At 38.6% G+C, this 12520-nt stretch carries 11 protein-coding genes; all 11 read left to right on the top strand.

The features are described 5' to 3' along the window. The first annotated feature begins 196 nt into the window (after positions 1 to 196). The 11 genes from AC1DIT_RS00105 to pyrD all read left to right on the top strand — a co-directional run bounded on the left by AC1DIT_RS00105 (position 197) and on the right by pyrD (position 12518). Positions 197 to 526 (top strand): TraR/DksA C4-type zinc finger protein, encoded by a 330-nt coding sequence (locus AC1DIT_RS00105; protein WP_016116019.1) that lies wholly within the window; start codon positions 197 to 199, stop codon positions 524 to 526. Positions 527 to 654: 128 nt separating this feature from the next. Further along, positions 655 to 1113 (top strand): lipoprotein signal peptidase LspA, encoded by a 459-nt coding sequence (gene lspA, locus AC1DIT_RS00100; protein WP_016116018.1) that lies wholly within the window; start codon positions 655 to 657, stop codon positions 1111 to 1113. Positions 1114 to 1117: 4 nt separating this feature from the next. Continuing rightward, positions 1118 to 2026 carry an RluA family pseudouridine synthase gene (locus AC1DIT_RS00095; protein WP_016116017.1) on the top strand — a complete coding sequence of 303 codons (909 nt, stop codon included), beginning with the start codon at positions 1118 to 1120 and terminating at the stop codon, positions 2024 to 2026. 204 nt (positions 2027 to 2230) lie between these two features. Beyond that, positions 2231 to 2773 carry a bifunctional pyrimidine operon transcriptional regulator/uracil phosphoribosyltransferase gene (gene pyrR / locus AC1DIT_RS00090; RefSeq protein ID WP_001156487.1) on the top strand — a complete coding sequence of 181 codons (543 nt, stop codon included), beginning with the start codon at positions 2231 to 2233 and terminating at the stop codon, positions 2771 to 2773. Positions 2774 to 2920: 147 nt separating this feature from the next. Further along, on the top strand, positions 2921 to 4204 hold the full coding sequence (uraA, locus tag AC1DIT_RS00085) for a uracil permease (protein ID WP_016116016.1): 1284 nt from the start codon (positions 2921 to 2923) through the stop codon (positions 4202 to 4204). Positions 4205 to 4352: 148 nt separating this feature from the next. Then, positions 4353 to 5267 carry an aspartate carbamoyltransferase gene (gene pyrB / locus AC1DIT_RS00080; RefSeq protein ID WP_016131891.1) on the top strand — a complete coding sequence of 305 codons (915 nt, stop codon included), beginning with the start codon at positions 4353 to 4355 and terminating at the stop codon, positions 5265 to 5267. Continuing rightward, positions 5251 to 6537, top strand: coding sequence for a dihydroorotase (gene pyrC, locus AC1DIT_RS00075; RefSeq protein ID WP_016116014.1), 1287 nt, complete (start codon positions 5251 to 5253; stop codon positions 6535 to 6537). The genes pyrB and pyrC overlap by 17 nt, the downstream gene beginning before the upstream one ends. Continuing rightward, positions 6534 to 7631, top strand: a complete 1098-nt coding sequence (locus tag AC1DIT_RS00070; RefSeq protein WP_033671433.1) for a carbamoyl phosphate synthase small subunit — start codon at positions 6534 to 6536, stop codon at positions 7629 to 7631. Before pyrC ends, AC1DIT_RS00070 begins: the two co-directional genes overlap by 4 nt. Then, on the top strand, positions 7616 to 10834 hold the full coding sequence (carB, locus tag AC1DIT_RS00065) for a carbamoyl-phosphate synthase large subunit (protein ID WP_476997991.1): 3219 nt from the start codon (positions 7616 to 7618) through the stop codon (positions 10832 to 10834). The genes AC1DIT_RS00070 and carB overlap by 16 nt, the downstream gene beginning before the upstream one ends. Next, complete coding sequence (gene pyrK / locus AC1DIT_RS00060; protein ID WP_016116011.1) at positions 10831 to 11610, top strand: dihydroorotate oxidase B electron transfer subunit; 780 nt, start codon at positions 10831 to 10833, stop codon at positions 11608 to 11610. Before carB ends, pyrK begins: the two co-directional genes overlap by 4 nt. Next, positions 11607 to 12518: a dihydroorotate oxidase B catalytic subunit gene (pyrD, locus tag AC1DIT_RS00055; protein WP_016116010.1), complete on the top strand. Its 912-nt coding sequence runs from the start codon at positions 11607 to 11609 to the stop codon at positions 12516 to 12518. Before pyrK ends, pyrD begins: the two co-directional genes overlap by 4 nt. Positions 12519 to 12520 lie beyond the last annotated feature (2 nt).

The following is a 12520-nucleotide window of genomic DNA, read 5'->3' as shown; positions in this document are numbered from 1 at the left end:
TAGTCAGTTTTTGTATTTAGTAATGATTCTTCTTAACATGTAGCAGATGTATGAAAGGTTCGACTGCTTAAAGTTTTTCTATTGGGCAGGAGGAAGTAACTTTTAAGCACTTTCCCATGAAGGAAAAATGTGTGAGCGGTAAGCGAGAAAATTTCGGACACACTAACGGTACATTGCAGCCGGGAGGAATGTACACGTGAATGAAATCTATATGGAAATCAAAGAAGAATTACAATTGATGAAAAAAGAACTACAGGAACGACTGGCAAAAGAAGCGATAAAAACTTATTATGTAGAATTCGGACTGGAATTAGGCTATGAATCGAAGGAAGATGGAAAAAAGAAATTATTTTTACATGATATAAGAGAAGATTTAAAAGATGTGGAACGAGCATTATTTAAAATGGAAATCGATATGTATGGCATTTGTGAGGAAACTGGGACATACATTCCTATAAAGCAAATGAAAATGATGCCAACAGCTCGTACAATTCATGAATTTTTATATGAGAAAGTAAATGTCTAAGAGGCACAACGATATTATATTACCTTTTTTTATTTTATTTTATTTTATTCTTCCGTAAAGGTTCATTGTGAAAAGACCGTAGCTATGCTAAAATTTTGAGGTACACTGTCTTTGTGGGGGAAATGAAAATGATATATTATTTAATAGCGTTATTTGTCATTACCATCGATCAAGTATCGAAATGGTTAATTGTAAAAAACATGGAATTAGGTACAAGTATCCCGATTATCGATAATGTATTATACATAACATCACATCGGAATAGAGGAGCTGCCTGGGGCATTTTAGAAAACAAAATGTGGTTCTTCTATATTATTACAGTTGTTTTTGTAGGATTTATCGTATTTTATATGAAAAAGTATGCAAAAACAGATAAGCTCCTAGGGATTTCATTAGGTCTTATTTTAGGCGGAGCAATTGGCAACTTTATTGATCGTGTATTTAGACAAGAAGTGGTGGATTTCATTCACGTGTATATTTTTTCATACAACTATCCGGTATTTAACATAGCTGACTCAGCTTTATGTATTGGGGTTGTATTGATTATTATTCAAACATTATTAGAAGGAAAGAAAATGAAGGAGTAATTGAATGAGCGAAGTAGTACAAGTAACAGTTACAGAAGAACAAAAGAGCGAACGGATTGATAAGTTTCTCGCGGGAGTGAACAATGAATGGTCACGTTCACAAGTACAACAGTGGATTAAAGATGGCGTTGTAACCGTAAATGGAAACGACATTAAAGGAAATTATAAAGTAAAAGTAAATGATGAAATTGCAGTAGCAATTCCAGAACCAGAAGAGCTTGATATTTTGCCAGAAGACATGAATTTAGAAATTTATTATGAAGATGCAGATGTGCTTGTTGTGAATAAGCCACGTGGCATGGTTGTGCATCCAGCTCCTGGACATACAAGTGGTACACTTGTAAATGGGTTAATGCATCATTGTACAGATTTATCAGGTATTAACGGTGTAATGCGTCCGGGTATTGTACATCGTATTGATAAAGATACATCTGGCTTATTGATGGTTGCTAAAAATGATATGGCACATGAATCTCTTGTAAATCAGCTTGTGGCAAAAACAGTAACAAGACGATATAAAGCAATCGTCCATGGTGTAATTCCACATGATAAAGGAACAATTGATGCTCCAATTGGCCGTGATAAAAAGGACCGCCAAAGTATGACGATTGATGAAAATGGGAAGCATGCTGTTACGCATTTTCAGGTGTTAGAACGATTTAAAGACTTTACACTTGTAGAGTGTCGTTTAGAAACCGGCCGTACGCACCAAATTCGTGTTCATATGAAATATATTGGATACCCGCTTGCGGGAGATCCGAAATATGGCCCGAAAAAAACATTAGATATAAATGGACAAGCGCTTCATGCGGGGATTTTAGGGTTTGATCATCCTCGTACAGGCGAATATATCGAGTTTGAGGCGCCAGTTCCAGCAGTATTTGAAGAAGTTTTAAATGTTTTACGGAAATAGTATTGACAAAACGATTGAAACCTGCGATACTAACAGCAGTTGAATAATGATCCTTTAACACAGCCCCGTGAGGTTGAGAAGGTAACGGTTTGAAATACTTAGGGTATACTTGTACCCTTTTTTCAAAAGTCCTCTCGCACACGCTGAGAGGACTTTTTTTATACCATTCCTCTCACGCAAGAAAAAAGCTTGGAGGTGTAGAGCATGCAAGARAAAGCTGTCGTTTTAGATGACCAAATGATTCGCCGCGCTTTAACACGCATCAGTCATGAAATTGTGGAACGTAATAAAGGTGTCGATAATTGTGTTCTTGTCGGAATTAAAACACGTGGGATTTTTATTGCACAGCGTTTAGCAGAACGAATTGGTCAAATTGAAGGAAAAGAAATAGAAGTAGGCGAGTTAGACATTACGCTATATCGTGATGATTTAACATTGCAATCAAAAAATAAAGAACCGCTTGTAAAAGGTTCAGATATTCCTGTGGACATTACGAAGAAAAAAGTTATTCTTGTGGATGATGTATTGTATACAGGAAGAACGGTTCGAGCAGCGATGGATGCTCTTATGGATTTAGGTAGACCATCACAAATCCAACTAGCTGTTCTTGTAGACAGAGGTCATCGTGAATTACCAATTCGTGCTGATTATGTAGGAAAGAACATTCCAACATCAAGTGAAGAACGTATTGAAGTTGATTTGCAAGAGACGGATCAGCAAGATCGAGTAAGTATATACGATAAGTAAAGCCCTTTTAAATGTAGTCCTGTGAGGCTGCCAAAGGGTCTTGACTTTCGTATGTCAAATTTGACATACGAAAGTATAGGACTCTTTGTGCATAGGGCGCAAAGAGTTTTTTTATTGCAAAGTTTTAAACTGAAGGAGGATATAACAATGGAGCAAAAGCCAGTGTTAGACATTCATGAAGTACCGAAACCCGGAAAATGGTTATTTTTAAGTATACAACATTTGTTCGCGATGTTTGGATCAACAGTACTTGTTCCGTTTTTAACAGGACTGAACCCATCAGTAGCTTTAATCTCCAGTGGATTAGGAACACTCGCGTTTATTCTTATAACAAAGGGTCAAGTACCAGCATATCTAGGCTCATCATTCGCGTTTATCGCACCGATTATTACGGCGAAGACAGCAGGAGGGCCAGGAGCAGCAATGCTTGGTGGTTTACTAGCAGGACTTGTATACATCTTAATTTCACTTGGAATTAAGAAATCGGGATCAGCATGGATTATGAAGTTACTCCCACCAATTGTCGTTGGTCCAGTTGTAATGGTTATCGGATTAGCATTAGCACACACAGCAGTGAATATGGCAATGAATGATGCAGGTGGCAAGTATAGTGTTACACACTTCTCAGTAGCATTAGTAACGCTAGCAATTACAATCATTTGCTCTATATTCGGAAGAGGATTTTTCAGCATCATACCAGTTCTATTAGGGATTATCGGAGGATATATCTTCGCTTACTTCCAAGGATTGGTGGACTTAAAGCCAGTAGCTGAGGCGAAATGGTTTGATGTACCAGACTTTGTCGTACCATTTGTAACTTACACGCCAGAGTTTTCATGGAAGATTGTACTCTTAATGGTGCCAGTAGCACTTGTAACAATTTCAGAACATATCGGGCATCAAATCGTACTTGGAAATGTTATTAATCGAGATTTAATTGAAAAACCAGGGTTACATCGCTCGATTTTTGGAGATGGTGTAGCGACATTAATCGCATCAGTAATTGGTGGACCACCAAATACAACATACGGTGAAAACATAGGTGTACTGGCAATTACGAAAGCTTACAGTGTATACTTATTCATCGGATCAGCAGTCTTCGCGATTATGTTCGGATTTATTGGTAAGATTTCCGCACTGATTCACTCGATTCCAACACCAGTTATGGGGGGCGTATCAATCTTACTCTTTGGAGTAATCGCATCAAGCGGTTTACGCATGATGGTAGATGATAAAACAGACTTAAGCGACAAACGAAACTTAATGATTGCATCAGTGATTCTGGTAATCGGGATTGGTGGCGCGGTACTTCGTGTCGGAGAATCATTCCAAGTAGAAGGAATGGCACTTGCAGCAATCGTTGGCGTACTGTTAAATCTACTGTTACCTGAAATGAAACAGAAACAACAATCTAAGCAGATTGCTTCATAAAAACAACCTTTTAATTCAGTCCTGTGAGACCGAAAAGGGTGGCTTTTTTCTCGCACCCTAGTCTCATACGATTAGGGTATTTTTATGCAGTTATTATTATATAAATACAAAAGTGTTATCATAAAAATCAGAAAGATGAGGGATGACAATGAGCCATTTGTTAACGATGAGTGAATTATCGAAAGAAGAGATTTCAGAAATCCTAAAAGACGCAGAAGATTTCGCAAATGGAAGAAGTAAAAAAACAACAGAGCAAACGTTTGTAGCGAACTTATTTTTCGAAAATAGTACGAGAACAAAGTTTAGCTTCGAAGTTGCCGAGAAGAGATTAGGACTAGACGTATTAAACTTCTCAGCAGATTCTTCTAGCGTACAAAAAGGAGAAACATTATACGATACGATAAGAACACTAGAATCAATCGGAACAAAAGCAGTAGTCATCCGTCATCAGCAAGATCGCTACTTCGATGAGCTAAAAGATAAAGTAAATATTCCAATCCTAAATGCTGGAGATGGATGTGGAAATCATCCAACACAATGCTTGCTAGACCTTTTAACAATTAAACAAGAGTTTGGAAGCTTCGAAGGATTAAAGATTGCAATTGTTGGAGATATCCGCCATAGCCGAGTAGCCCGCTCTAATGCTGAAGCATTAGCGAAATTAGGAGCAACAATTTACTTTGCTAGCCCAGAAGAGTGGAAAGATGAAACTAACACATTCGGAACATACAGAAGTTTAGATGAACTTGTTCCAGAAGTGGATGTGATGATGTTACTTCGTGTGCAACATGAGCGTCATGACCATTATGAAACAGACATCATGAAAGAGTATCATGAACAGCACGGATTAACAATTGAACGAGAAAAACGTATGAAACAAGGAAGCATTATTATGCATCCAGCTCCTGTAAACCGCGATGTAGAAATTGCGAGCGAACTCGTTGAGTGTGAGCGTTCCCGCATTTTCAAACAGATGGAAAACGGAGTTTACGTAAGAATGGCTGTACTAAAACGCGCATTACCAAATGTATTAGGAGGAATGAAACATGAATTATTTGTTTAAAAATGGACGTTATCTAAATGAAGAAGGAAAAATTGTAGCAACAGATCTTCTTGTACAAGACGGTAAAATTGCGAAAGTAGCAGAAAATATTACGGCAGATAATGTTGAAGTAATCGATGTAAATGGAAAATTAATCGCACCTGGATTAGTAGATGTACACGTTCATCTTCGCGAACCAGGTGGTGAACATAAAGAAACAATTGAAACAGGTACGCTTGCAGCAGCAAAGGGTGGATTTACAACAATTTGCGCAATGCCAAATACACGCCCAGTACCGGACAGCAAAGAACATATGGAAGACTTGCAAAAACGAATTAAAGAAAAAGCACATGTAAATGTACTGCCATATGGCGCAATTACAGTACGTCAAGCAGGTTCTGAAATGACAGACTTTGAAACATTAAAAGAACTTGGAGCATTCGCGTTTACTGATGATGGAGTAGGCGTACAAGATGCAAGCATGATGCTAGCTGCTATGAAACGTGCAGCAAAATTAAATATGGCAGTCGTTGCACACTGTGAAGAAAATACGCTAATTAATAAAGGTTGTGTACATGAAGGGAAGTTTTCTAAGGAACACGGATTAAACGGTATCCCATCAGTATGTGAATCTGTACATATTGCCCGGGACATATTACTTGCGGAAGCGGCAGATTGCCACTATCACGTATGTCACGTAAGTACAAAAGGATCTGTACGAGTGATTCGTGATGCAAAACGTGCTGGAATTAAAGTGACAGCAGAAGTAACACCGCACCACTTAGTATTATGTGAAGATGATATCCCATCGGCTGATCCAAACTTTAAAATGAATCCGCCGCTTCGAGGAAAAGAAGACCACGAAGCATTAATTGAAGGATTATTAGATGGAACAATCGATATAATCGCAACAGATCATGCACCGCATGCAGCAGAAGAAAAAGCACAAGGGATTGAAAGAGCACCATTTGGAATTACTGGTTTTGAAACAGCATTCCCATTGCTATATACAAACCTTGTGAAAAAAGGAATCATTACATTAGAACAATTAATTCAATTCTTAACAGAAAAACCAGCTGATACATTTGGTCTAGAAGCCGGTCGCTTGAAAGAAGGAAGAGCAGCAGATATTACAATTATGGATTTAGAACAAGAGGAAGAGATTGATCCAACAACATTCTTATCAAAAGGGAAAAACACGCCATTCGCAGGCTGGAAATGCCAAGGTTGGCCGATTATGACAATCGTTGGTGGTAAGATCGCATGGCAAAAGGAGAGTGCATTAGTATGAACAGACAACTTATCTTAGAAGATGGAACAGTATTAATTGGAAAAGGTTTCGGAGGAGAAATCGAAAAGTCAGGTGAGGTTGTATTTACAACTGGAATGACTGGATATCAAGAAACATTATCTGATCCATCATACTGCGGTCAAATTGTAACATTTACTTACCCATTAATCGGAAACTACGGCATTAACCGTGATGATTTCGAATCAATTCATCCATCTGTAAATGGTTTAATCGTAAACGAAATTTGTGATCACCCATCTAACTTCCGTAATGAAATTTCGTTAAATGATTACTTGAAAGAAAGAAATATTCCAGGATTAGCAGGAATTGATACGAGAAAATTAACAAGAAAAATCCGTCAATATGGAACGTTACGCGGTCGTCTTTGCAACATGGATGCGAATGTAGAATACATCGTTAGCCAATTAAAAGCGACAGTCTTTACAGATCATGTAAAACGCGTATCAACAAAAGATCCATATCCAAGTCCAGGTCGTGGTCATCGTGTTGTACTTGTAGACTTCGGTATGAAACACGGTATTTTACGAGAATTAAATAAACGTGATTGTGATGTAATTGTTGTACCTTACAATACAACGGCGCAAGAAATTTTACGCCTTAGCCCAGATGGAATTATGTTAAGTAATGGGCCTGGGGATCCAAAAGATGTACCAGAAGCAATTGAAATGTTAAAAGAAATCATCGGAAAAGTACCTTTATTCGGGATTTGCCTTGGCCATCAATTATTCGCTCTAGCATCTGGTGCGAATACAAGTAAGTTAAAATTCGGTCACCGTGGTTTAAATCACCCAGTAAAACACCTTGCAACTGGAAAAGTAGCAATCACTTCTCAAAACCATGGTTACGCAGTAGAAGAAGAGTCAGTTAAAAATACAGATCTTGAAATTACGCATGTTGCTTTAAACGACGGAACAGTAGAAGGTCTTCGTCATAAGAAGTTCCCAGCATTTACAGTACAATACCATCCAGAAGCTTCAGCAGGACCAGAAGATGCAAATGATTTATTCGAAGATTTCTTAGCAATGATTGAAAACTTCAAGAAAGAAGGGGAAGAGTTATGCCAAAACGCCTAGACATTAACACAATTTTAGTAATCGGATCAGGACCAATTGTAATTGGGCAAGCAGCAGAGTTTGATTACTCTGGTACACAAGCTTGTCAATCTCTTAGAGAAGAAGGTTACAAAGTAATCCTTGTTAACTCTAACCCAGCAACAATTATGACAGATACTGCAACAGCAGATAAAGTATATATAGAACCATTAACATTAGAATTCGTAAGCCGTATCATTCGTAAAGAACGTCCAGATGCAATCCTACCAACATTAGGTGGTCAAACAGGGTTGAATATGGCTGTTGAACTTGCGAAATCAGGCATACTTGAAGAGTGCGGAGTTGAAATTTTAGGAACAAAATTATCAGCAATCGAGCAAGCGGAGGATCGTGATTTATTCCGTACATTAATGCAGGAATTAAATGAACCAATTCCATCTAGCACCATTATTCATACGCTAGAAGAAGCACATGAATTTGTAAAAGAAATTGGTTATCCAGTTATTGTTCGCCCAGCATTTACAATGGGGGGAACAGGTGGCGGAATCTGTAGTAATGAAGAAGAACTAATTGAAATCGTATCAGGTGGATTAAAACATAGTCCAGTAACACAATGTTTATTAGAAAAGAGTATTGCTGGTTGTAAGGAAATTGAATATGAAGTAATGCGTGATTCGAATGATAACGCGATTGTAGTATGTAACATGGAAAATATCGATCCAGTTGGGGTTCACACAGGTGATTCTATCGTTGTAGCACCGAGCCAAACATTAAGTGACCGTGAGTATCAAATGTTACGAAATACTTCATTAAGAATTATTCGCGCATTAGGAATTGAAGGTGGATGTAACGTTCAGCTTGCACTTGATCCACATAGCTTCCAATACTATGTAATCGAAGTAAATCCGCGTGTAAGTCGTTCGTCTGCACTAGCATCTAAAGCAACTGGATATCCAATTGCGAAGCTAGCGGCAAAAATTGCAGTTGGTTTAACATTAGATGAAATTGTAAACCCAGTAACACAAAAAACATACGCTTGCTTCGAGCCAGCATTAGACTATGTTGTTTCAAAAATTCCACGTTGGCCATTTGATAAGTTTGAATCAGCAAACAGAACACTTGGTACACAAATGAAGGCAACTGGTGAAGTTATGTCAATCGGGCGTAACTTAGAGGAATCATTATTAAAAGCGGTTCGTTCTTTAGAGCTTGGCATTTATCACTTAGAGTTAGAGCATTTAAAAGAGCTTGATAAAGAGACAATGAAAAAACGTATTATAAAAGCTGATGATGAGCGTCTGTTTGTTGTAGCAGAAGCAATCCGTCAAGGTGTAACGAAAGAAGAAATTAACTCATGGTGTGAAATGGACTTTTTCTTCTTACAAAAAGTTGAAAACATCGTAAATATGGAACGCAAAGTAAAAGAAAATGTAGGAATTATGGAAGTATTACAATCTGCGAAAGAAATGGGCTTCAGTGACCATTACATCGCAGCTGCTTGGAACAAAACAGAGCGTGAAATTTACGATATGCGTAAAGAAAGCAATATGACTCCTGTTTATAAAATGGTAGATACTTGTGCGGCAGAGTTTGAATCTGCAACACCATACTACTACAGCACATATGGTGATGAGAATGAATCGATTGTAACAGATCGTAAGAGTGTAGTCGTACTAGGATCTGGTCCAATCCGCATCGGTCAAGGTGTTGAGTTTGACTATGCAACAGTTCACTCTGTATGGGCAATTAAAGAAGCTGGATATGAGGCAATCATTGTTAATAACAACCCAGAAACAGTTTCAACAGACTTCAGTATTTCTGACAAATTATATTTTGAACCATTAACAATCGAAGATGTAATGCACATTATCGATTTAGAAAAGCCAGAAGGTGTTATCGTCCAATTCGGTGGACAAACGGCAATTAACTTAGCTGCTAAATTAGAAGAACACGGTGTGAAAATCTTAGGAACATCACTTGAAGATTTAGACCGTGCAGAAGATCGTGATAAGTTTGAAGCAGCTTTAACACAGCTTGGTATCCCGCAACCAGTTGGTAAAACAGCAACGACTGTAGAGCAAGCGGTAGCAATCGCTGACAAAATTGGTTATCCAGTATTAGTAAGACCATCCTACGTACTAGGTGGACGTGCGATGGAAATCGTATATCGTCAAGAAGAACTGCTGCACTATATGAAGAACGCGGTTAAAGTTCATGCAGATCACCCAGTATTAATTGACCGTTACATGGTTGGTAAAGAAATTGAAGTAGATGCAATTTCAGACGGTGAAAATGTGTTCATTCCAGGTATTATGGAACATATTGAACGCGCTGGGGTTCACTCTGGTGACTCAATTGGAGTATATCCACCACAAAGCTTAYCTGCAAAACTGAAAGAGCAAATTATTGAAAATACAATTGCACTTGGACGAGGATTAAACATTGTTGGATTACTAAATATCCAGTTTGTAGTATTCAAAGATGAAGTGTATGTAATTGAAGTAAACCCACGTGCGAGCCGTACTGTACCATTCTTAAGTAAAATTACAGGCGTGCCGATGGCAAATATCGCAACGAAAGTTATTTTAGGTCAAAACCTAGTAGAGCAAGGTTTTGAAACTGGCTATCGCCCAGAAGAGAAGGAAGTATACGTAAAAGCTCCAGTATTCTCATTTGCGAAACTACGCTCAGTTGATACAACATTAGGACCTGAAATGAAATCAACAGGGGAAGTAATGGGTAAAGATTTAACGCTTGAAAAAGCATTATATAAAGGACTTGTTGCTTCTGGAATTAATATTCCAACGCACGGATCAGTAATCATTACTGTAGCTGATAAAGACAAAGAAGAAGCGATGGAAATTGCAAAACGCTTCCATGAAATCGGTTATAACTTATTAGCGACAGCTGGAACAGCACAATCATTAACAGAACAAAACATTCCAGTGCAAGTTGTAAACAAAATTGATTCTGAAGACTACAACTTACTTGATATTATTCGTCAAGGGAAAGCGCAGTTTGTTATCAACACATTAACAAAAGGAAAACAACCAGCGCGTGATGGTTTCCGCATTCGCCGTGAGTCTGTAGAGAATGGAGTAGCTTGCTTAACATCTCTTGATACAACACGAGCAATCTTGAGAGTATTAGAATCCATGACATTCTCAGCTCACGCAATGAAAGAAATCGCGCCAACAGAGCGCCACGAGGTGGTACATGCATGATGCAAAAGCAAAATATGATCGTCGTTAATCAAACAGAAATCGCAAAAAACATTTACGAATTAGTGCTTCAAGGTGATCTTGTACAGCAAATGAACGAACCAGGGCAGTTTGTACACATTAAGGTAGCAGAGGGCATTACGCCCCTTCTGCGCCGCCCAATTAGTATTTGTAATGTCGATCAAGACAAGAACGAATTTACAATGCTATATCGTGCGGAAGGACAAGGAACAAAAACATTAGCAAAAAGAAAACAAGGTGAACTTGTAGATGTGTTAGGACCACTTGGTCATGGATTTCCTATAGAAGAAGCGGAATCTGGGCAAACGGCTCTATTAGTTGGCGGGGGAATTGGTGTACCACCACTATACGAATTGTCACAGCGTCTTGTAGCAAAGGGAGTACGCGTTATTCACATCTTAGGTTTCCAGACGAAAGATGTTGTCTTCTATGAAGAGAAATTCGCAGAACTTGGTGATACGTATGTTGCAACAGTTGATGGTACACACGGTACAAAAGGGTTTGTAACAGATGTAATTGATAGCTATGGAATTGACTTTGACATTCTATACTCATGTGGACCTTTAGCGATGCTTCGTGCATTAGAAGGACGCTATAAAGAGAGAAAAGCCTACATTTCATTAGAAGAACGCATGGGCTGTGGCATCGGAGCATGTTTCGCATGTGTATGTCATTTGCAAGCAGATCCGAGTGGACATTCTTACAAGAAGGTGTGTAGCGATGGACCAGTATTTCCAATCGGGGAGGTTGTACTATGAACAGATTGCAAGTTGAATTACCGGGGTTATCATTAAAAAATCCAATCATCCCAGCATCTGGTTGCTTCGGATTTGGTCGTGAGTATGCACAGTTCTATGATTTAAGTGTACTTGGATCAATTATGATTAAAGCGACGACAGAACAGCCTCGTTATGGAAACCCAACGCCTCGTGTTGCTGAAACACCAGGCGGAATGCTAAATGCAATCGGGCTTCAAAATCCTGGATTAGAAAAGGTAATGAATTCTGAATTACCTTTTCTCGAGCAATTTGATCTTCCGATTATTGCAAACGTTGCTGGTTCACAAGCTGAGGATTACGTAGCGGTTGCGAAGGAAATTTCAAAAGCACCAAATGTTCATGCGCTAGAATTAAATATTTCTTGTCCAAACGTAAAAACGGGTGGTATTGCTTTTGGTACTGTCCCAGAAATTGCTGCTGATTTAACGAAGCGAGTAAAAGAGGTTTCTGAAGTACCGGTATATGTGAAATTGTCACCGAACGTGGCAAACATTGTAGAGATTGCGAAGGCAATTGAAAATGCAGGTGCGGACGGATTAACGATGATTAATACATTGCTTGGTATGCGTCTAGATTTAAAAACAGCAAAACCCATTTTAGCAAACCGTACAGGCGGACTATCAGGACCTGCAATTAAGCCAGTGGCGATTCGTATGGTACATGAAGTGAGTCAAGCGGTTAACATTCCGATTATCGGAATGGGCGGTATTGAATCAGCAGAAGATGTAATTGAGTTCTTCTACGCTGGTGCAAGCGCAGTTGCAGTTGGTACAGCGAACTTTGTTGATCCGTTCGTATGTCCAACAATTATTGAAGAATTACCAGCGTTATTAGATGAATTAGGATTTGATCACATTTCGGAATGTCAGGGAAGGAGCTGGAAATAAAC

The sequence above is a fragment of the Bacillus sp. 05T22 genome, assembly GCF_056396765.1.
The sequence above is the reverse complement of the archived record's forward strand: the minus strand, read 5'-3'. Positions and strand labels throughout refer to the sequence as shown.

Coding starts and splice junctions, on each gene's coding strand:
- lspA (WP_016116018.1), top strand. CDS start 655: ATGATATATTATTTAATAGCGTTATTTGTCATTACCATCGATCAAGTA.
- AC1DIT_RS00095 (WP_016116017.1), top strand. CDS start 1,118: ATGAGCGAAGTAGTACAAGTAACAGTTACAGAAGAACAAAAGAGCGAA.
- uraA (WP_016116016.1), top strand. CDS start 2,921: ATGGAGCAAAAGCCAGTGTTAGACATTCATGAAGTACCGAAACCCGGA.
- pyrB (WP_016131891.1), top strand. CDS start 4,353: ATGAGCCATTTGTTAACGATGAGTGAATTATCGAAAGAAGAGATTTCA.
- pyrC (WP_016116014.1), top strand. CDS start 5,251: ATGAATTATTTGTTTAAAAATGGACGTTATCTAAATGAAGAAGGAAAA.
- AC1DIT_RS00070 (WP_033671433.1), top strand. CDS start 6,534: ATGAACAGACAACTTATCTTAGAAGATGGAACAGTATTAATTGGAAAA.
- pyrK (WP_016116011.1), top strand. CDS start 10,831: ATGATGCAAAAGCAAAATATGATCGTCGTTAATCAAACAGAAATCGCA.
- pyrD (WP_016116010.1), top strand. CDS start 11,607: ATGAACAGATTGCAAGTTGAATTACCGGGGTTATCATTAAAAAATCCA.